This is a genomic window from Mycobacterium sp. (assembly GCF_032162605.1).
Taxonomy (GTDB): Bacteria; Actinomycetota; Actinomycetes; order Mycobacteriales; family Mycobacteriaceae; genus Mycobacterium.
Window position 1 is genome coordinate 1 of sequence record NZ_JAVROT010000490.1, and the last position, 20,251, is coordinate 20,251.

Consider the following 20,251-nt stretch of genomic DNA (forward strand, 5'->3'; position numbering starts at 1 on the left):
CACCTACGGAGTGCCTTCCAGACAAGAGATCTTGAACCGTCGCAAGTCCAAGATTCCCTTGCTGGACAGGCACTTCCGTGCATCTACACGCGGTCAACACCTCTCAGCAGTGAATGATCCGGGCTAAGGGGTTGCCATCAGAGTGTGATCTTGATTGCTCCATGGTAAATATGCACTCTGAGTTGTCTACTAGGAGGCATAGGCCATGGTCAAAATCGTTTCGTTCGCGAACGTGCTACTTATTGCCGGAGGTTTGACGGTTAGTGCTATTGGCTTCGCGGGTTTAGCTGCGGCAGAGCCTGTGTGCGGGGGCGCGGTGCCGAGCGCGTCGTCACATAAACCCTTCACGAACGGCTCTGCGGGTTCGGCATCCTGCGCGGATGCCCTCGACAAAAGCGACACAAGCATGGGTGACATCGCCTCAGCTGGCTCGTATGCAAATGGCAGCGCGGCGTTCACGTATGCTCCGTGGATGACCGCTGGTTAGACGCGGTCTCGGCTGGCATTACGTTCGCAGCGTGTCCAGTTTCGACCAGTTCGCCGTGCCCATGTAGCCCACGAAGCTGAGCGCTACGCGCCTGCCGCCGACTGCACTAGCCCCGGTCATTCATGGTGGTGCTGATGACGTCCGCTTTGGGTGAGTCGGGCGGATTTCGTTTTGCGTGTACGGCGGCTGGCCGGCTGGCGCTGCCGGGCTGCGGTTCTCCGGTTCCTGGGTGGTGGGGATGTGGTGGTCAGGCTGGCAGTGGGATGGCCGCGATCCGTGTGAATACCGCCACGATGTCCTGGGCCCCGGGGGAGCAAGACAGCGAAGGACTCGCCGTCGCGCACGACGTGCGCCGCTCCGACACATAGCCGCGCACGTTACACATGACCGAATCATCCGGCGCATCGGATACGCCCGCCAAACCACAGGACTACGCCGGTTGCGCACCGAATTAGACACGCCCGTCAACGATTTCGCACCCCTCATCAACGAGCTGTGGCCTCGCCTCGAGGGCCACAAATCCCGGTGGCAATTGCACAGCTACGGGCTGGTGGAGGGATACGACAAGCTAGTTGTCGCCGACATCATAGGTTTGCTGATCGAGGCAGTCAGGGGCATCGGCGCCGCCAAGAACAAGCTCACGCATACGCACATCAAAGCCGACGACCACAATCCCGGGAGCCCCCCTACCTGATAGGGGCCTGCCCGTTCCGCAGTGTCAAACTTCCCGATCGGCTGAGTAAAGGGCGTCTTCAACGTCACTGCGTGATGGCTCCGAGTTCACAGCCAGTGGTTGCGACGGAAGGTGCGGTGGAGCAGCACGCAGACCGTGGCCATCACCCCAAGCGCCGCGGGGTAGCCCCACGTCCAGTGCATCGCCGGCATGCCCTCGAAGGTCATGCCGTAGATGGCGGCCCGCATGGTGGGCATAGAAGCGATCGCGACCCAGGCCGAAATCTTCCGCAGGTCGAGGTTCTGCTGCATGCTCGTCCGGGCCCAACGCGGCCGTCACCAGCGACGTCAGCAGCTCGTCGCAAGTATTGATCCGCTCGGCGGCCATGGTCTGGTGGTCGATGACGTCGCGCAGATAGCGGAGCACTTCTTTGCAGATCAGGTCTTTGTCTTCCGAGACGATTTCGTGCAGAGCATCAGACAGCGGATTCACCGCGCGTCGCAACTCCAGGATTTCGCGCTTGAGCAGGTAGATCTGATCGATGTCCGTCGTGCTGCGCGGTGACAAGATCTGCTCTTCCGTGGAGTCGATGTCCGTTTCCACCCGCACCGAGACATCGCGGTAGCCATCGACGACGTGATCGGCGTTGGCGAGCACGAGAGCGAATGGGCCGAGCCGCAGATGATGAGGGTCTGCGTCCATCTCCTTGCGGACTCCGGTCAGCCGGCTGAAGTCGTCGTGGCGCACAGTCATCACGAAGTCGGGGCCGACGCAGATCATGATCTCGCCGGTTCCACGATGTCGCGAGCCTTCGAAATCGATTCGTGCGGAATGTACTTCACGGTCTTGAGGACCAAATCCACGGTGTCGTCGTAGCGTTCCACCGTGGGCCGTTGATGAGCGTGCACCGCATCTTCGGCGGCAAGCCGATGCAGCCCGAAGACCTCCGCGGCCCGGGCGGCCGGAACATGACTCGGGGTTTCTGGCTGGCGGGTTCGTCTGTCGCGGGCAGTCGTGTGCGAGCGTTGTAGACATCGGGGCCCAACCACGAGGTTGCCTGAGAACCCGCTTGACCGGTATCAAGAGAACCACGTGGTTGGGGTAGCGTTTTGTACAGGTTCTCGATAGCCGACCCCGACCGCTCTCGTACTTCAGGAATTGTGCGACGTTCGACGGGAGAGTAAAGGAGCAGCAGGGTGGATCTCGGCCTGTGGGGTTTCCTCACGATACTTGCTGGAGTAATGGGATTGGTGTTCGCCGCATGCGTATTCGTGTATCTGAGACGGATGGAAGATCGAAAGCCCGCGGCGTTGGGCGAACAAGTGGGCGCCCACAAGGCGATTCTCGCGAAATTACGCAAGCGCGAACCGATGTCGCAGGATGAATTCGACTATGCGGCCGAGCTGGTTTCCGACGCTCGGTCACCGCTTGCGTACGCGATACCCGCCACCCTCTTCAGCATGGGATTCTTCTACGTGGTCGGCTGTCTCTTCGAACTACACGAATATGGCGGCAATCCCTCCTTTCGGACGTTTGTCGGAGGGATCCCCATGTTGACCTCCATGAACATCGCTGCTCAGCTACGCAGGGTCGCACGGTTGAAGTCGCGACTGCGGGAGGTCTCCGTGACGGAGCCCGAGTCGTCCGATGAGCTCGCCACCGTCTAACTAACTGCGTGGCGTCGATTCGGACGTTACCGCCGGGTCCCCGTCCTCCCACAGCAGCAGTTGACGCACCGCTTGGCGCGATCCGTACGGTTGAAGCATCTGGCTGGCGGGGCGGGGGCGCACCCGCAGCGGCCACCAGAACCAGCGCCCGAGAACCGCTGCGATGGACGGTGTCATGAATGATCGCACGATGAGCGTGTCGAACAGCAACCCGAGCGCGATCGTCGTCCCGATCTGACCGAGAATCCGCAAATCGGCGAACACGAAGGACGCCATGGTGGCCGCGAATACCAGGCCGGCGGCAGTCACCACCGAGCCGGACCCGGCCATCGCGCGGATGATGCCGGTGTTCACGCCGGCATGGATCTCCTCCTTGAACCGGGAGATCAGCAGCAGGTTGTAGTCCGACCCCACGGCCAACAGCAGGATGACGGCCAGCGCCAGCACGATCCAGTACAAGTCGATGCCAAGGAGGTCCTGCCAGATCAGCACGGAGAGCCCGAAAGAGGCGCCAAGCGACAGCGCCACGGTGCCCACGATGACGAGCGCGGCGACGATGCTGCGCGTGATGAACATCATGACGAGCAAAATCAGGCTCAGCGCGGCGATTCCCGCGATCAGCAGGTCGTACTTGGCGCCGTCCTGAATGTCCTTGTAGGTGGCAGCTGTACCGGCGAGATAGATCTTGGATCCCGCCAACGGCGTGCCCTTGACGGCCTCCTGCGCTGCGTGCCTGATGGTGTCGATGTGCGAAATGCCTTCTGGCGTAGCGGGATCGCCCTCATGGGTGATGATCATCTGCGCGGCCTTGCCGTCCGGCGAGAGGAACAACTTCAGACCGCGGGCGAACTCGGGGTTGGTGAACGCTTCCGGCGGTAGATAGAAGGAATCATCGGTCTTCGACGCGTCGTAGGCCTGGCCAAGGGCGGTGGAGTTCTGCAGTGCCGCCGCTGATTGGTCGTTGATCCCCGAGTTGGTGGCGTAGTTCGTCATCGTCAAATCGCGGTTGGTCTGCTGATTCGCGATCTGTGGCGGGATCAGCGCGAGCAGCTTGGGCTGGAGTTCGTCCAACTTGGCGATGCTCCCCGCGACGTTGCCCAGTTGGTCGGTCAGCGCGTCGATGCCGTCGAGCGCGTCGAAGATAGACCGCAGCGCGGCGCAGGACGGGATGTCGAAACAGTGTGGCTCCCAATAGAAATAGCTGCGCAGTGGCCGGAAGAAGTCGTCGAAGTTGGCGATCTTGTCGCGAAGGTCCTGAGCCGTCGCGACCGTCTGCGCGAACGCCTTGGCCTGCTCGTCGGTGATCTCACCGGACTGTTGTTGCAGCGCGTACTGCTGCCGCAGGACGTCGATGCCGTTGTTGATCACGCCGACCTGCTTGAGCAGATCGGCGGCGCGCGCCTGCTGAAAGGGTAGGTTGTTGATCTGCCCCGAGTTCCCAGCACTGATCTGGAACGGGATCGACGTGTGATCCAGGGGAGTGCCCAGCGGCCGTGTGATCGACTGAACCTGGGCAATTCCGTCGGTGTGGAAGACCGCCTTGGCGACCCGCTCGAGCAGAATCATGTCGCTGGGATCGCGCAGATCGTGGTCGGCCTCGATCATCAGCAACTCGGGATTGAGCCGGGCCTGGGAGAAGTGGCGCTCGGCCGCCGCGTAGCCGACATTGGCGGGAGCAGTGGCAGGCATGTACGGGCGGGCGTCGTAGCTCGTCTTGTAACCGGGCAGCGCCAGCAACCCGACGAGGGCGATGCCGATGGTCGTGATGAGGATCGGCACCGGCCAGCGCACGATGGCCGTCCCGATGCGCCGCCAGCCCTGAGTGCGCATCGGACGGGCGGGTTCGAACAGACCGAAATGGCGGCCGATGCTCAACAACGCCGGCGCGAGGCTCAGCGCGGCCACCACCGCGACGAGAACGCCAGTCGCAGCGGGAATGCCCAGACTGTTGAAATACGGAAGCCGCGTGAAGGTCAGGCAGAACACCGCGCCGGCAATCGTCAGGCCCGAACCCAAGATGATGTGCGCGGTGCCGCGGTACATCGTCCCGAAGGCGGTTACCCGATCCTGCCCGACCTGGCGCGCCTCGTGGAAGCGGCCCAGGATGAAGATCGCGTAATCCGTTCCGGCCGCGATCACCAGCAACGTCAGCAGATTGGTCGAGTAAGTCGACAGCTCGATGATGCCGGCGTTCGCCAGCACGGCGACGACGCCGCGGGAGGCGGTCAACTCGATCATCACCGTGAAGATCACGAGAAACACCGTGGTCAGGCGGCGGTAGAGGGAAAACAGCATCAACGCGATCACCCCGAGGGTGATCAGGGTGGTCGTCAGGGTGCCTTGCCTGCCCACCTCGAACTGATCGGTGACCAGGGGCGCGGCGCCGGTGACATAGGCCTTCACGCCTGGCGGCGGCGTCGACTGGTTGACGATATTTCGGATGGAGTCGACGGACTCGTTGGACAGCGACTCGCCCTGGTTACCGGCAAGATTCACCTGGAGCAAGGCCGCCTTGCCGTCGTTGCTCTGCGAGCCGGCCGCCGTCAGCGGATCTCCCCAGAAATCCTGAACGTGCTGGACGTGCTTCGTGTCCTGGGAGAGCTTTTGCACCAAGCCGTCGTAGTAGTGGTGCGCGTCGGCGCCGAGCGGATGATCGCCCTCCAAGACGATCATCGCCGCGCTGTCGGAGTCGTACTGCTGGAACACCTTGCCGATGCGTTTACTGGCCTGCAGGGACGGCGCATCCTGAGGGCTCAGCGATACGTTGTGCGCTTCGGCGACCGTCTCCAACTGGGGCACGAAGACGTTGGTGACCACTGCCAGGGCCAGCCAGAACAGCACGATCAGCGCCGAGAACGACCGGATCGCGGGCGCGACCCGGTCGGCCAACGACGGGCGTTCGGTTTGGTGAGTGTTCGTGCTCATCCCGACTTGTCCAGGCAGTAGATGTAGGCGTTCAGGGTGTTGGCCGTTCTCTCGTCCTTAACCACGTCGTCGATCTTGATTCGGCAGCCGAGCGAGTTGCCGTCGCCCTGGGCCTGGACGTTGACGAACACCGCGGGCTGCGTGGTGGTGGTGTCATAGGCCCACGGCAGCGTGGCGCCCTCGACTTTCTGCGGTTGAGCGTTGACGTCCAGGTAGGTGATGGTGGCAGTCGTTCCCGGCGGACCGAAGACCTCCATGACCACGTGCTTCGGGTTGAATGGGACGATCTCGTTGGCCCCCCCGCCCGGGGTAGAAGTGACGTCCTGGGAGGCGAAGATGCCGTTCAGGCGGTACACCGCCAAGGCCGCGATCGCGACGACGACGACCGCGACCAGCAACATCCAGCGCCGGCTCAGCCGCCTTCCCATCGAAAACCGCGGCAACCGTGACCCTTTCGACGAGCGGCGACATGCGGACGGTAGGAGATCTAGTCGACCGACGGTCCTTAGATCAACTAGGTTGACAGTACGATACGGGACCGGACACCACAACGAATACCTCAGGCATTATGCCGGGTGGGACCCGGGATGATCACGTGGTTGACCAAGTCATGCACGGCTCGGGGGGATGCGGACCGACCGGCGAAGGTCAAGCGGTCGATCCTGCTGCGCATCATGGGCTCGCCGGACTCCCGACAGATCGACGGCGACCCGCTGACCAGCAAGGTGGCGGTCGTCAGCCCCAACGACGACGGCGTTGACTACCTCTTCCTGCAGGTCAGTGTGGACCAGGCGAGTGTCACCGACAAACAGAACTGCGGCAATCTGCGCGCCGGCGTCGGGCCGTTCGCCATCGAGCGCGGTGTCGTGCAGGTGCACGACGGGCACACCGCCGTGCAGATTCGGATGACGAACACCGGCGGCCGGGCGACCGCATACGTGCCGACGCCCGACGGCTCGGTGGAGTACGCCGGGGACACCCGAATCGACGGCGTGCCCGGCACGGCGGCGGCGATCTTGCTGGACTTCGACGAGACCGCTGGTTCGAGCTGCGGCGCCCTGCTGCCCACCGGGTCGGTCCGCGACGAATTCGCCGGAGTCCCGGTGACGTGCGTGGACAACGGCATGCCGACCGTCGTCATGCGCGGAACCGATCTCGGTCTGCGGGGTGACGAGACGCCCGTCGAGCTCGAATCCGACGGGCCGCTGCGCGACCTCGTTGAAGCGGTGCGGTTGGAGGCAGGCAAGCGGATGAACCTCGGCGACGTCCTGACGCTGACCGTGCCCAAGATGACCATCGTGTCGCCGCCCCGCAATGGGCGCGTCCTCTCGACGCAGACGTTCATTCCGCATCGCGTGCACGCGTCGATCGGCGTCCTGGGCGCCGCCAGCTCGCGGCGGCAGCGGCGCTGCCCGGCAGCGTCGCCTCCGACGTCGCGGTGTTACCCGGCGGGTCGCGGATGCAGATCGAACATCCGTCGGGAGCCCTCGAGGTCGAGGTGGAGCTCGACGGCCCCGACGTGTGCCGCACCGCGATCGTGCGAACCGCTCGAAAGCTGTTCGACGGCTATGTGTTTCCGCGGTCATGACCCTGTGACGCGCGGACACGGTCGCCTCGCTCTTACCCTGCTGGTGCTGTGCGGATGCATGGCCGCCTACGGCATGGCCGCCGGCACGGTGCAGCCGCTGACGATGTCGTGGGTGACACTCGTCACGCCGCGACGGGACCGAGGGATGGCGGCTTCACTTCGACTCGTCGGCAATCGCGCCGGGCAGACGGGCATACCGCTCGGAGTGGCCGGACTGTCCGTGGTGGGGGGTGCGGGACTCGTGTTCGCCGCCAGCGGTGGGAGTCTGTTGGTCTCGGCGTGGCTTCGCGCAGTGCGCCAGAACATGATTCGCCCGAGCGACCGCGGTGAGTGATGAGTGGGGCTGACTAGCCGCGGAGCACGTCAGTCGCGCGACGGCGGGGGCAGGGGTATGGTCACTGTCGTGGATATCGGCACGCGCTGCTATTGGCGCTTTATCTCGGCTCCGGGTGGAGCCATGGATAAGGCGCACTAAGGCCAACGCGCGACAAGCCACCCGGAGCCCAGCAGTGACCATTCGGTCGCTGCTTTCGTCATTTCAGGGCACCGGACAAGCCGCGGGCATGCCCTGAGAAACCACTCACAGGAAGCCCGAACACATCGTGACCATTACCAGCAGCGCCGTTGACGTCGAGAGCACCTCTGATAGGCGGATCGTCTCCTTCCGCGCCGTTCCGGCCCCCGAGCAGATCCGTACCGAACTCCCTCTCACCCGTGCCGGTGCCGGTGCGGTTCAACGCCATCGTGACGAGATCGCCGACATCCTCGCCGGGCGCGATGCCCGACTCCTGATCATCGTCGGGCCGTGTTCGGTGCACGACCCGGTCGCAGCACTGGACTACGCGCGTCGCCTGGCCCCTCTGGCTGACGCCTACGCCGATCGACTCAAGATCGTCATGCGGGTCTACTTCGAGAAGCCACGCACCACCGTCGGTTGGAAGGGACTGATCAACGACCCCGGCATGGACGGCAGCTACGACGTCGAACGTGGGTTGCGCACCGCGCGCGCACTGCTGCTCGACATCGGAGCGCTCGGTCTGGCAGTGGGCTGCGAGTTCCTCGAACCCACCAGTCCGCACTACATCGCCGACACCGTCGCCTGGGGTGCGATCGGCGCCCGAACCACCGAGTCGCAGGTACACCGCCAACTGGCCTCGGGGCTGTCGATGCCCGTCGGGTTCAAGAACGGCACGGACGGCAACGTCCAGGTTGCCATCGATGGTGTGAGAGCCGCTGCGGCGCAGCATGTCTTCTTTGGGATCGACGGTCTCGGTCGAGGTGCCGTCGTCGAGACCGCGGGCAACCCCGACTGCCACGTAATCCTGCGAGGAGGCTCGGGAGGCCCGAATCATGACGCCGACTCCGTCGCCGAAGCGATCACAGACCTCGCCGCCGCGGGACTGCCGGCGCGGGTCATGATCGACTGTTCGCACGCCAACTCGGGAAAGGATCACTTCCGCCAAGCCGAGGTCGCCCACGAGGTCGCCGCCAGGATCGCCGCCGGAGAGTGCGGCATCAGCGGACTGATGTTGGAGAGCTTCCTGGTCGCCGGATCTCAGTCTCTTGGAGGAGAACTCGTCTATGGCCAGTCCGTCACCGACAAGTGCATGGACTTCGCCACGACAGCCGACGTGCTCGCACGACTACACGACGCCAAACGTTGGATCCGAGAACGCGTGACGCAGTCCTGACCGCGCAGACGGTCTGGATAGCTCGTAGCCGAGCAGTGCGCGCATCAAGTCACGGCAATGGCGGTAGGCGCCTTCACCTGACCGGCGTCAAGGGAGGCCCGCCAGCCAGCACGGCCGCAGCGTTGTCCACTGCGAGGATGCCCATGGTGTCGCGTGTCGCTTCTCCGGCGCTGGCGGTATGTGGGGTGAGCACGAGACCGGGTGCATCGAGTAATGCCGGGTTGACGTTCGGCTCACCTTCGAACACGTCCAAGGCGGCACCACGGATTTCGCCGCTGTGCAGCGCCGCGATCAACGCGTTTTCGTCGACGACGCCACCGCGAGCGGTGTTGATCAGATACGCGGTCGGCTTCATCAGTCGTAGTGCGGCGGCGTCGATCAAGTGGCGTGTCTCGGCGGTGAGGGGGGTGTGGACGGTGACGACGTCACTGTCGGCCAGGAGCGTGGCGGTGTCGACGAAGGTGACTCCGCTCTCGACGCTACCGGGGGTTCGACTGCGCGCTGAGGCGATGACCCTCATGTCGAAGGCTCGCGCCCGGCGCGCCACAGCCTGACCAATTCTGCCGTATCCCAGGATGCCGAGCGTAGCGCCTGCGCTGATGTCGAGGCCGACCAGCATCCGCGGTCCCCAGACCCAGGGCTGCCTTTCACGAATCAGCCGGTCGCCCTCGGTGATTCGGCGCGCGGCATCGAGGATCAACGCAAAGGTGTGGTCCGCGGAGGCGCGGTCGAGGACGCCGGGGGTGTTGGTCACGATCACACCTGCGGCGTCGGCGGCGGACATGTCGATGTTGTCGAACCCGACCGCCACGTTGGCGATGACCTTGAGTTGGGGTCCCGCGGCGGCAAGAAGATCGGCGTCGACACGCTCGGTCAGCGTGATCACGGCCGCACTGGCACCTGCGATGCCCGCTTCGAGCTCGGTGCGGTCCGGCGGCTCTTCCGATCCGATCCGGAGTGGAGCTCCCAAGGAGTGCAGGTGAGCCATCGCACGATCGGTGAGAAGTCGTGGTAAGTAGATCAATCCGGTCACGGGCCGAGGCGGGATTGATGACATCGTCACGTGAGTACGCTCCTGGTGAGGCTCTGGGGTTTCGGCAGGGGAACGGCGGGTGAGAGCGATTCGATGGCAGCGGCCGTCAGTTCCAGGCATTGCTCCTTACGCTGCGGTCGGCCTCGAATGAAACGGCGACCGACATCATGCGTGACAGCCTTGAACGTCACTATCAAAGGGACTTGGCCGCCGCCCTGGATGGCCCGGATGCGGTCGGGCGAGCGGCGCTGTTGATCCTCCATATGTGCAGGAGTACAGCTACAGCGCTTACTCGGCGTCATCTTGCGCATGATCGGGTAACGGCGACAACATCTTGCCGCGAAACTGGCAAAACTCTCGCCGGCTGCGTCAAGCGGGTCGACGTCATCGTGGGCGGCGGTAGGTCATGGTCCAGACCGCCTCGGAGTCGGGGTGATACTCATTGCCCTCCCAGGGGTCCCCGCAGATGTGCAGATGTGCGTACGGCGTACCGGCGTACATGATCATCGTGCCTGCGTCGCGCATGACGGTGGATAGTCCGGTGTGCTCGGCGGTGAACGGCCAGATGAGCATCCAGTGCGGACCGATGGGAATCAGCGCGCTGGTGTGGTCGGACGGGTCGGTGTAGCTGTGCTGCACGGCACCGTTGAGCATGTAGATCAGTCCCGGTGATGTGTTGGTGGGCCGAGGGTTTCCAGCCCAGGCGTCCATGATCCATTGCATGCCCATCTCATCGGCGCACATGTCGGCTCGTGCTGTCTCGACGCCAGGCATGCACGTCCAACCGTTGGTGCCCTCGCGGAGCACCGTTATGTTCCGGTCGGCGTCCATGTCGATGACTTTCGCGCCGTCACGGATTCCCGGTGGGCCCGATTTCAGCGCGCGTGCGATGCGGGCTTCGGTGATGATGTCATACATGGCAGGTCCTCTCGCTGGTGATCGTTTCGTACATGTCGCTGTTGGGGGTGCCGCAGACTCGCTGTCGTCACCATTCGGTTCGGCTGGGAACCGTTGCAGTTGTCACCCGTTCCCGCATATGAGCTGCCGGTGTGTGATCGACCAACAAAGTGAGCAGCTCGGGGCGGCTGTAGTGCCCGCGGGAGTCCATCTTGGCCTTACGTCGGTCAATCACCGAGAAGTCGAGGTCGGCGATGACCTCGCCTTCACCCGAGCGCAATGGCTCGCCGATGAGCTCGCCCTGCGGTGAGACGATCGCGGTGAAACAGCCCCCAGAGATGAAATCGACTGGGGCGCTTGTGTCCTTCCCGATCTGTGCTTGTTGGTCTGCATCGAGCTCACCCGTCGCGTTGACAACGAAGCAACCCGATTCCAACGCGTGATTGCGGACACTGACCTCTATCTGCTGCGCAAACAGGTCGCCGGCGAACGAGCCGGGCCACATGGCCGAGTGGATCTGTTCTCCGTCGGCCATCATCACGTACCGCGCGAGCGGGTTGTAGTGCTCCCAGCATGTCAGCTGGCCGATGCGCCCGACAGCACTGTCTACGGCCCGAAGACCGGAGCCGTCACCCTGCCCCCAGATCATGCGCTCGGCGAACGTCGGCGTTGTCTTGCGGCGACGCTGGATCAAGGTGCCGTCGGCGTCGAACAGCAGTTGCGTGTTGTAGATGGTCCCGTCGTCCCGTTCGTTGACTCCGATGGACACGACGACTCCCGCCTGAGCGCTGGCATCCCCGATGGCATGGGTCGTCTCCGAGGGAATCGTCACCGCCTGGTCGAGCAGAAGCAGTTGTTGGTCGGCCAGTTCTATGGGCCGCTGCAAGGTGGAGAAGTACGGGTAGTACGGCACGATCGCCCCGGGGAAGGTCGCGAACTGCACACCTTGGCGGCCAAGTGCAATGATCTTCTCGACAACCTTTTGCACCGTTCCCTCTCGGCTGTAGAGCACCGGGCTGATCTGAACGGCTGCGGCCTTGACGATTGTCATCTCGATATTCTCTTCCAGTTGAATGTCTTGCTGATCGGCGCCCAGCGACGATCGTCAAGCGGCCATTCCCCGTCCCGTTGCAACTTGTCGTCGCGCAGGTGAAATCGGTCTGCTTTCCCAGGATGACTCTGAAGCCGGATTCAAGAACCGCGAGGGGACCCGTCGCCTTCGTCGCTGTCATGATATTCCCTCCTTCTGAGGGGTTCGTTGACCTCTAGAGTTCAAATAGGTTCTGTTGTAATATGTTTCAGAGATTGCCATGGTTCACTCGAGTCGAATCGTCCGGCGAGCGCCGAGCACCAGGCCCCCAACCCGGCGCCGCGAGGTGACGGATTGTCGCGGATCCTTAATGAATCGACTACTAATAGATAGTGTACTAGTTATTAGTAGCCTAATCAATGGCGTATGATGGCGCCATGGCCAGAGGAGTCGATACCGACATCGATCCGCTCTCGCTGGAGCGCCAGGTGTGCTTCGCGCTGGCCATCACCAACCGCGCAGTGCTGGCGGTCTACCGGCCGTTGCTGGAGCCGCTCGGGCTCACCCATCCGCAGTACCTGGTGATGCTGGCGTTGTGGGACAACGCGAAGGCCAAGGGCGAGCCGCTGTCGGTCAAGGACATCGCCGCATTGCTGCAGATGGATTCGGCCACCCTCTCGCCGATGCTCAAACGCCTGCAGGCGCAGGGCCTGATCACTCGGTCGCGCAGCGCGGCCGACGAGCGCACCACTCACATCGAGCTGAGCCCGGACGGCCGCAATCTACGTCGGCAGGCGCTGAAGGTTCCTCCGGCGGTCGTTGAGCGGCTCGGCGTCGAACTCGCCGAGCTCGAGGATTTGCATGCGGTGCTCAGCCGAGTCAACGCCGCCGCATTGGCGGCCGGTGCGCTCGACTCGGAGCTGGATCGATGACGCCGCGCAAAGGGCAGCCGCAAGGCGCTCCGTGAGTCGGTGAGTCGAATGACGATCAGCGCCGTGTTCAACAGACCACCGCACGCACCTTCGATGTGGCCTAGGAACATCTCACCCGAAGCAGGCGGGCGAGAGGGCGATCTGGCGATTCGGACACGCTAGACGGTGCTATGCGCACCACTCGGCATGACGGCCGAGCGCCATGCCATGGGATTGAGTCCCCGGTAGGGATCGTTGTCGCGAACCCGCTGCAGGCCGGACAGCGTGGCTTCCAGCTCTGCCTGTGCGCTTTCCTTGATGGTCGACACCCAGTTCTTCGCGGAGATCTGGTCGGGCTTGTTGGTGTCGATGGGCGCGCTGAAGCGAAGGTACATGCGCTGCGGGCGCGGAATCAGGGTTGGGCCGATACCTCTGGTCAGAGGGATGGCCATGTCGGGTCGGCCGCTGAGGCGCTCGCCGAGCCATCCGCTGAATTGGCCCAGGCGGCTGTCGCGGGTGGTGATGCTGGTGTAGACGTCGTCGCCGCCGACCAGCCCGGCGGCGACGATCGGATAGCCGTGCTCGATGGCCAACCGGGCGAAGCCATATCGATTGTTCCAGCGCAGCGTGTACTCCTCACCCTTGAACTTGGGCATCTCGGGCCCGCCGCCGGGGAATACGAGGATGGTCTGGTTGTTGCGCATCAGTTCGCTTGCGTTCTCGGGCGAGCCGACCACGGCGCCATATGCCGTGATGAGGGCGGCCTGCGGCCCACGCATCTGACTGAATTGTCGATCAGCGAGCGGCCGTACCTGGGTGCCGATCGCGGTGCGGACGAAGTACGGGATCAAGACGATCTCGCTGAACGCAGCCTGGGTGTGGTTGCCCACCAGCAGGAACCGGCCATCGGCGGGCAGGTTCTCCAACCCGTCGACGTAGGGCCTGTACAAGTCCATGACCGGCCAAAGCCTGTCGGCCGCACCGGCCAGCAGCTGTCGCCAAACCTTGACACTGTGCGAATCCGACTCGGGCACAGGACTATTCGCCATCATTCTCGCCTCCATCGCGCTTTCGGCACTGCCCTCGGGGTGTCTTCACCGTACCGAGTGAGTCGGCGGTCAATAGCTCCCTTGCGGGATAATGCGCCATCCGCGGCGTAGCTCCTCGCCGGGCGACGGCGAGAGATTCAGTTCGCACAACTAACAATGTACGCCGACTACGCCCGTCCGATCTCCGACCGATGCACCCCGACGCATCATCTCTTCGTCACGGCGTGACCTGCGACCCGAATGCCGAAGGCGTACAACAACTGTCTGCAACAACGCGGGATGCGGTTTGGCTTCGGAGATGCGACGCACGTGGCAAGCTCATTGGGAGAACCGGCGCCAGGATGGTTGGCCCAATCATGCTGGAGTCTAGGACCACCCGATGTTCCCGCTCGGCGGCAGCGGTGGGGCGAGCGGTCCGTGTGTCGAGAATGCCAGGCGGGCGAACCGCTCAGCGATCATGTGGTGCGTCGCGGCATCGGGGTGCAGGTTGTCGGGGAGCGGGTGTTCGGCAACGTCGTCCGTGCCATAAAGGTCGTGACCGTCGAGGTAATGCAGGTGAGGGTCATCGGCCATTCGCGCCGACACGATGTCGACGAGCTGGTCGCGGATGATGGAGAGCGTCAACCTACCCAGGGTCGTGTCGGTGGCGTGGCCGGAGGCGCGGAAGCGAATCTGGCCCTTGGAGAGGGCGTAAACGTCGAAACTGCCGGGTCCTGGATTGTTCTCGTGGATGGGGCAGTACAGCGGCCCCACGACTAGCAGCGGGACCTCTGGGTGGCCGTCACGGACGGTGTCCAAGAACCCGTGCACGGCGGGTTCGAAGGCGCGCGGCCGCATCACGTCGGCGTTGACGAGGTTGATGCCGATCTTCACGCTGACGAGGTCGGCAGGGGTGTCGCGCATCGTGCGTGCGGTGAAGGGGTGGAGCATCGCACTGCCAGCCAGGCCGAGGTTGATCAACTCCACCCCACCGCGTGCCGCGGCCAGCGCAGGCCAGGTGGTGCTGGGGCTTGCTGCGTTGGAACCCTGGCTGATGGAGCTGCCGTGGTGCAGCCAGACCGGGCGACCGCCCTCGGGTGTGGGCATGATCGGCGCATTGGTCCGCAGGGCCACCAGTTCCGTGCGTTCGTAGTGGGGCAACCAGATCTCGACGTCTTTTTCATGGGCGGACAGCCCGGTGAAGCGGACAGTGCCCATGGTGCCCCGCTGGATCTCACTCCCGCCAGTGGCGAGATCCACCCGCACGACGTCGCCGGCCGTCGTCTCTGCCTGACGCGCGAGATGACCGTTGACGAGCAGGTCCACCGTGCCGTCAGGGCGCTCCGGCAGGCCCACCAGTATCGTGCGGGTCCGGAACGTGTCGAGCTCGACCACGGTTGACCGAGTGCGAAAGACCAACCGAACGCCGGAGGGTTGCGCCTCCGCAGCCGCCAGTTGGGGGTCGCCACATTGCGCGCGTGCTCGGGCAGGGAGCCGGTGGGGCAGCCACCCCCGCTCGGTTCGCTCCAGTTCGGCCAGTCCACGAAGGAGGGTGACGTCAATGGGGTGGGTCCTCATCGCACCAGGCGGCTCAGTGAAAGCAGTTCCTCCTGAAATCACGCTTATCGGCCCAGGTGGCGCTGGGAGAGCGTCGGTATCGCAAACGCTTGCACTGCAACGATATTTGATGCGCTGAGGATCTGAATCACCCGAACGCCGCCCGGTGTCGCCGTGTTCACCGGTTGCGCCGTCTTTGGGCCCGGTGTGGTGCCTCGGCGACGAGTACGCCGGTCCACCACCTCTGCGGAGCGTACCGCTCGGGGGGTGTGCCATCGGCAGCTGCGCACCCAGCCCTAGGTGAGCGAACCGCCGAGAAGACAGGATCCGCTTGTCGCTCGTGGACTTTCCTCTCGATGGAGAATGCACGCCAACTCACGCGTTATACGGGACCGGCCCACTCTTGGGCGTCGGTGATGCGGGTGAAGGCGACGTACCCGGTAGGGATCGCGGTCGGCGCCGTTGACAGCAGCGTGCTCACACGGTGTCAGCCGACAGGCCGATGTGGGTGGTGTCGTCCACGGCGGTGCGGGGTGATCCGTCTGGGTGGGTCAGGGTTGTCGTGAGTCCGGTGAGGAGTACGTCCAGGCCGCGGTCGAGTTCGGCGGCGCCGTCGTAGGAGGCGAGCACGGGTGCCAGCGCACGTAGGCGAGGGAATTCGGTGATCGGTAATCGGTGTAGGCCCAGGCGCAGGACATGGTCGGTTTCCTCGGGGCGTTCGACAATCTCTTGGAGTTCGTCGAGGATGTGGCCGTGCAGGTAGCCGAACAGCACCCGGTAGACGTGCAGGGCATCGACTCCGGTGAACCCTGCTGACGTCAGCAGGGTAAGGACGTCTTCGAGCGGCCGCAGCGTTCCCGGCGGTCGTTGACCCAGAGGAGTGGACAGAGGGCGGGTGACCAACAGCGGCACGACGTTGGGGTGCGCTAGGGCGAGGCAGCGGAAGTCGTGGGCGACCAGACGCAGCTGGCCGACCCAGTCGGGGTCGGTGCTGTCCACGGCTAGCTGGCTCAGCACGATCTCGGCGACCCCGTCGAGTACGGCGCCCTTGTCTCGGACGTGCCGGTAGAGCACTGCCGGGTCCCGGTTGAGCGCTTCGCTGAGCCGGCGCATCGACAGCCCGCTCTCACCGTCGCGGTCAAGGATCGCCAAGGCGGTTTGCAGGATCAGGGGTCTCGAGATCGCAGCGTCGCCGGTCCCGGCCCCAATGTGCAGGAGGCCATTGCCGGCGGGCGCGTCAGCAGCGCCGTCCGCCCGTCGTGTCATGGGTGAAATTTCCCTCCCGGCCCACTCGCATCACGTAGCACAACAGCGTAGGTCATGACCGTAGGTCAACACCATGGGTCAACGGTGTTGACATCAGGATGAACCGGGTGTGTACTGAGTCTCTACGGAATCAGAGGCACCGGCATGCTCGTCGTCATCGGAGTGATCGTGCTGGTAGCCGCAGTGATCGTCGGAATGCTGGGCGTATTGAGAAACGCCGGACCGACGCTCCAGACCACGTCCAGCACGGCGTACTCCGAAGAGTCCACCATCGCCCGACCGCGGAGCAGTGATTCGACCATGCGGAGAGGCAAACAACGGCCCGCGTCGACCAGATCTACTAGCCCCCAATCCCGTGCCGCCGTGCCCACCCCCGTCCCGATCCCTCACTAGCAATCAACGAACGAAGGAACCCACCATGAGTGTCGGTAAGAAGATCGCCCACAAAGCCGAAGCGACCAAGGGCGCCGCCAAGAAGTTCTTCGGCCGCGCCATCGGCAATACGCGCCTCCGCGCCGAGGGCCGACTCGATCAGGTCAAGGGCAACGCCAAACAGTCAGGGGCCAAGCTCAAAGACGCCTTCAAACACTGACCCCAACCTCCCAGGTACTTCTGCACAACCCCATCGAAAGTAGGAACACGTCGTGATCGTTCTTGGAATCCTCCTCATCGTCCTGGGACTCGTCCTGCCCAGCCTCGTCCCGACCTTCGCCTTCGCGAACATCCTCTTCGTCATCGGGGTCATCCTCCTCGTGGTCGGCCTGATTCTGATGGTGGTCGGACGGATGGGACACGCCGTCGGCGGCCGCCGCCACTACTACTAGATCGGTTCACATTCACACCACTGATACGTCGACTTACGCTGCGCGGCAACAGGTTCATCGCGCAGCGACGGTGGTACCGTCCCGCCGCCAACTCAAGGAATGAACATGACCACCACCAGTACCACCGTCCTGATCGTCTGCCTCGTGCTCGCTGCTCTGTTGCTTCTCGCCGCTCTCGCTTGGATCGTCCGAAAGAGGCGCAGCCAGCACCACCATGACGAAGCTGAAACCATCCGCGACCAGGCGCGAGTAGAAGACCGGCACGTCAAGCAGCGCGAAGCGCTCGCCGACGAGACTGCCGCCAAGGCCCGCGCCGCTCAGGCCGAGGCCGACGTCAAGACAGCCCAAGCCAAGGGGCTGCAACAGCAGGCCGCCGGTCACCGCAGCGAGGCCGTCACGTCCCGCGAGGACCTCAACGAACAGTTCGACCGCGCCGACGCCCTGGACCCGGCATCCTCAGCACCCGACACACAGGCCGCTCACGATGAGCCACAACCCACGACCGGCTCTCGATGAACCCGGCGCAACTCACCATCAAGGCGCCCCCAGCCCCGGACGCGATGCGCCTAGCGGCATGCCTCACCACGACCGTCAAAGTTAAACTGCCGCAACAGTCAAACCGGGCGTGATATGACGACCACTGCTGCAGCCTTCGCCCAGAACAGCGTCTTCGAGCACGGCGCCCGAGCTGGGTATGTCGTCAGCGGTCTGCTCCACGTCATCATCGGCTATCTCGCGATCCGCATTGCGCTGGGTACCGGGGGCGGGAGCGCCGATCAATCTGGAGCGTTAGCGGCGTTGTCGGCCAAACCTGGCGGGATCATCGCGCTGTGGGCGGCTACGATCGCGCTCCTGGTCATGGCATTGTGGCGGCTTGCTGAAACAGCGCTCGGACGTTCCACCGATCCGAAACGCCAGGGCGCCGCGCCTGAAATCCTGGATCGGGCAAAGGCCTTCGCGCTGGCCGTCGTCTATCTGGGATTCGCCTACTCCACTCTCGGATTCGCCCGCGGCGCAGGGAAATCCACCGGCGGCCAGAATTCCGGACTCAGCGCTCGGCTCATGCACACCGGCACCGGCACCGGCCTACTCATCGTCGCCGGCGTCATCATCGTCGCCGTCGGTGGATACCACGTCTACAAGGGCGCTAACCGCACCTTCCTCGATGACCTCAAAGGCTCGCCCAGCGATTTGGTGCGACGACTCGGCTTCATCGGCTATATCGCGAAAGGTCTCGTCATCGCAGCCGCCGGGGCACTCGTGATCGTCGCGGCAGCCCTTTCCGAGCCCGACAAAGCAACCGGACTCGACGGGGCGCTGAAGACACTGGGCGCCCAACCCTTCGGGGCAATACTTCTGATCGTCGCCGGCCTGGGAATCGTCGTTTACGGTCTCTATAGCTTCGCCATGGCTCGGTACACCAAGATGTAGCTCGCACTTGGCATCTCTGTGTGCTCAGCCTGCGAAGCTGCGACGACATCGCCATCGCTGACCGTAGGTCGCTGCCGTGTCAGGTGCCGTCGTCGCTAGCGCTTCGGCGGCCTTAGTCGGCGCTACCAGTCGGTATGCGCGGCCAGGATCAGATCGGACAGCGCGAACGCGGGCAATCCGAGCGCCGCAGTAAGTTGCGTGGCGTACAGGCGCGCAATGTGGCGACCCTCAGTGTTTTCGTCGAACGACCCGGTCAGGTCCACGGCCGTTCGGTATCCAAGAGTGTCCGACGTCGCGGCAACGTCGACACTCGACACTCCAGCCGGCTTCGGCAGCACACCTATGGCGGCCCGCACATCGTCTTCGTTCGCCGCCCAGTCGATGTATACCGACACGAATCCGCTCATACCCAACATCATCCCGACTACGAAGTGTCCCAACAACTTCAGGCCGTGACTTTGTCAACTGTTCACCAAAGCGCCCACTCCCAAACATGTTGTCGGCGCTCCGAAACTTGCGGCCGCCGGCTCGACGACCTTCGGCACTTCCTCTGCGTGTCAATCGGTCGTGCCGGCCGCCGAGGTCACCCGGCGGCCGAGCAAGTAGCCCCACAAGTGATCCGCGTCGGACCGGTGTGGGATGTCGTCACCGGCGCCTTCGACCAGGTGCACCAGCGCAGCGGCCAAACCGGCCGGACCGATGCCGGTCTCGTGCACGGCATTGACGAGATCTTCGAACGCTTCCTGCTCCGAGCACTCGCGAAGTCCCATCAATATTCCGATCGCGAGATCGATTACGCGCCGCGACGCAGAATCTCCGCGCCGGCCCCGTTCGGTCATCGGTTCCGTCCTTCAGTCAGCAGGTGCCCTCGACGTGTATATCCGGCGCAGGTGAACGCCGGCTGTCGTCGCGGTGTCGCAGCTGTGCCGTCTTGTCTGGCTACCCCGGAGGTGGTGGTCTTTTTTCGGCGTGCACCATTCACTACCTGCTCACCCGGAGGCCCTATTAGCACTGCGATATTGGTATCCATTGCGCGGCAACGCAAGCCGCACGCGCGATGACGGCCGTCTGCTCGACAATCTCGACGTGAGCTGCCCGGTGACCGATTAGCTTGCAGCGTTCGGAACAAGTGGGGGGCAATTCCCCAGCGGATCCGTTGCCAATTCGAAGTGCCACAGCTCGTTCGCGTAAATCTGGCACAGCCCGAAACGGGAACCGTTGGCGATGAGCCACTGGTCGGCGC

The 20,251-nt window shown here is 63.9% G+C and carries 21 protein-coding genes and 2 pseudogenes; 10 read left to right on the forward strand and 13 right to left on the reverse strand.

The window, feature by feature from the left end; all coding sequences use genetic code 11:
• Positions 1–926 precede the first annotated feature (926 nt).
• On the forward strand, positions 927–1,181 hold the full coding sequence (locus tag QOI01_RS27060) for a hypothetical protein (protein ID WP_526386242.1): 255 nt from the start codon (positions 927–929) through the stop codon (positions 1,179–1,181).
• 86 nt (positions 1,182–1,267) lie between these two features.
• On the opposite strand, the pseudogene QOI01_RS27065 reads toward QOI01_RS27060, so the two are convergent.
• Positions 1,268–2,110 (reverse strand): annotated as a pseudogene (locus QOI01_RS27065) (magnesium and cobalt transport protein CorA); the annotation flags it as partial.
• Between the two features lie 246 nt (positions 2,111–2,356).
• On the opposite strand from QOI01_RS27065, the gene QOI01_RS27070 reads away from it, so the two are divergent.
• Positions 2,357–2,827: a hypothetical protein gene (locus QOI01_RS27070; RefSeq protein WP_526386243.1), complete on the forward strand. Its 471-nt coding sequence runs from the start codon at positions 2,357–2,359 to the stop codon at positions 2,825–2,827.
• On the opposite strand, the gene QOI01_RS27075 is transcribed toward QOI01_RS27070, so the two are convergent.
• Both QOI01_RS27075 and QOI01_RS27080 read right to left on the reverse strand, forming a co-directional pair.
• Positions 2,828–5,752, reverse strand: coding sequence for an MMPL/RND family transporter (locus tag QOI01_RS27075; RefSeq protein WP_526386244.1), 2,925 nt, complete (start codon positions 5,750–5,752; stop codon positions 2,828–2,830).
• Positions 5,749–6,180, reverse strand: coding sequence for an MmpS family transport accessory protein (locus tag QOI01_RS27080; protein WP_526386245.1), 432 nt, complete (start codon positions 6,178–6,180; stop codon positions 5,749–5,751). Before QOI01_RS27080 ends, QOI01_RS27075 begins: the two co-directional genes overlap by 4 nt.
• Before the next feature lie 171 nt (positions 6,181–6,351).
• Here QOI01_RS27080 and QOI01_RS27085 point away from each other — a divergent pair, with 171 nt between their 5' ends.
• Positions 6,352–7,674, forward strand: coding sequence for a PrpF domain-containing protein (locus QOI01_RS27085; RefSeq protein WP_526386246.1), 1,323 nt, complete (start codon positions 6,352–6,354; stop codon positions 7,672–7,674).
• Between the two features lie 268 nt (positions 7,675–7,942).
• On the forward strand, positions 7,943–9,031 hold the full coding sequence (locus QOI01_RS27090; RefSeq protein WP_526386247.1) for a 3-deoxy-7-phosphoheptulonate synthase: 1,089 nt from the start codon (positions 7,943–7,945) through the stop codon (positions 9,029–9,031).
• Between the two features lie 73 nt (positions 9,032–9,104).
• Here the strand turns inward: QOI01_RS27090 and QOI01_RS27095 are convergent, their stop codons facing one another.
• Complete coding sequence (locus QOI01_RS27095) at positions 9,105–10,001, reverse strand: 2-hydroxyacid dehydrogenase (RefSeq protein ID WP_526386248.1); 897 nt, start codon at positions 9,999–10,001, stop codon at positions 9,105–9,107.
• Positions 10,002–10,183: 182 nt separating this feature from the next.
• On the opposite strand from QOI01_RS27095, the gene QOI01_RS27100 reads away from it, so the two are divergent.
• The gene (locus tag QOI01_RS27100) at positions 10,184–10,567 is read left to right on the forward strand and encodes a TetR/AcrR family transcriptional regulator (protein WP_526386249.1); all 384 of its coding nucleotides are present in this window, start codon (positions 10,184–10,186) and stop codon (positions 10,565–10,567) included.
• On the opposite strand, the gene QOI01_RS27105 is transcribed toward QOI01_RS27100, so the two are convergent.
• Positions 10,449–10,982 carry a hypothetical protein gene (locus QOI01_RS27105; RefSeq protein ID WP_526386250.1) on the reverse strand — a complete coding sequence of 178 codons (534 nt, stop codon included), beginning with the start codon at positions 10,980–10,982 and terminating at the stop codon, positions 10,449–10,451. The two genes, QOI01_RS27100 and QOI01_RS27105, sit on opposite strands and share 119 nt — an antisense overlap.
• Before the next feature lie 67 nt (positions 10,983–11,049).
• Positions 11,050–12,012, reverse strand: a complete 963-nt coding sequence (locus QOI01_RS27110; RefSeq protein WP_526386251.1) for a nitrilase-related carbon-nitrogen hydrolase — start codon at positions 12,010–12,012, stop codon at positions 11,050–11,052.
• Between the two features lie 416 nt (positions 12,013–12,428).
• On the opposite strand from QOI01_RS27110, the gene QOI01_RS27115 reads away from it, so the two are divergent.
• Positions 12,429–12,923, forward strand: coding sequence for a MarR family winged helix-turn-helix transcriptional regulator (locus QOI01_RS27115; protein WP_526386252.1), 495 nt, complete (start codon positions 12,429–12,431; stop codon positions 12,921–12,923).
• A 158-nt stretch (positions 12,924–13,081) separates the two neighbouring features.
• Here the strand turns inward: QOI01_RS27115 and QOI01_RS27120 are convergent, their stop codons facing one another.
• From QOI01_RS27120 to QOI01_RS27135, 4 genes are all read right to left on the reverse strand, one after another.
• Positions 13,082–13,954 (reverse strand): lysophospholipid acyltransferase family protein, encoded by an 873-nt coding sequence (locus tag QOI01_RS27120; protein WP_526386253.1) that lies wholly within the window; start codon positions 13,952–13,954, stop codon positions 13,082–13,084.
• 363 nt (positions 13,955–14,317) lie between these two features.
• Complete coding sequence (locus tag QOI01_RS27125) at positions 14,318–15,508, reverse strand: SGNH/GDSL hydrolase family protein (protein ID WP_526386254.1); 1,191 nt, start codon at positions 15,506–15,508, stop codon at positions 14,318–14,320.
• Between the two features lie 456 nt (positions 15,509–15,964).
• Positions 15,965–16,753 (reverse strand): TetR/AcrR family transcriptional regulator, encoded by a 789-nt coding sequence (locus tag QOI01_RS27130; RefSeq protein WP_526386255.1) that lies wholly within the window; start codon positions 16,751–16,753, stop codon positions 15,965–15,967.
• Positions 16,754–16,875: 122 nt separating this feature from the next.
• Positions 16,876–17,055, reverse strand: a complete 180-nt coding sequence (locus QOI01_RS27135; RefSeq protein WP_526386256.1) for a hypothetical protein — start codon at positions 17,053–17,055, stop codon at positions 16,876–16,878.
• A gap of 116 nt (positions 17,056–17,171) precedes the next feature.
• Between QOI01_RS27135 and QOI01_RS27140 the strand changes: the two genes are divergently transcribed.
• From QOI01_RS27140 to QOI01_RS27155, 4 genes are all read left to right on the forward strand, one after another.
• Positions 17,172–17,345: a CsbD family protein gene (locus QOI01_RS27140; RefSeq protein WP_526386257.1), complete on the forward strand. Its 174-nt coding sequence runs from the start codon at positions 17,172–17,174 to the stop codon at positions 17,343–17,345.
• Positions 17,346–17,397: 52 nt separating this feature from the next.
• A complete protein-coding gene (locus QOI01_RS27145) occupies positions 17,398–17,577 on the forward strand; it encodes a DUF6131 family protein (protein WP_526386258.1) in 180 nt (59 codons plus the stop codon).
• A gap of 105 nt (positions 17,578–17,682) precedes the next feature.
• Entirely contained in the window at positions 17,683–18,093 is a 411-nt protein-coding gene (locus QOI01_RS27150; RefSeq protein ID WP_526386259.1) for a hypothetical protein, read from the forward strand.
• Positions 18,094–18,207: 114 nt separating this feature from the next.
• Positions 18,208–19,008: a DUF1206 domain-containing protein gene (locus QOI01_RS27155; RefSeq protein WP_526386260.1), complete on the forward strand. Its 801-nt coding sequence runs from the start codon at positions 18,208–18,210 to the stop codon at positions 19,006–19,008.
• A gap of 122 nt (positions 19,009–19,130) precedes the next feature.
• On the opposite strand, the gene QOI01_RS27160 is transcribed toward QOI01_RS27155, so the two are convergent.
• From QOI01_RS27160 to QOI01_RS27170, 3 genes and pseudogenes are all read right to left on the reverse strand, one after another.
• A complete protein-coding gene (locus QOI01_RS27160; protein ID WP_526386261.1) occupies positions 19,131–19,415 on the reverse strand; it encodes a hypothetical protein in 285 nt (94 codons plus the stop codon).
• A gap of 150 nt (positions 19,416–19,565) precedes the next feature.
• Complete coding sequence (locus tag QOI01_RS27165) at positions 19,566–19,847, reverse strand: ANTAR domain-containing protein (protein WP_526386262.1); 282 nt, start codon at positions 19,845–19,847, stop codon at positions 19,566–19,568.
• Positions 19,848–20,114: 267 nt separating this feature from the next.
• A pseudogene (locus tag QOI01_RS27170) lies at positions 20,115–20,251 on the reverse strand (carboxypeptidase); the annotation flags it as partial.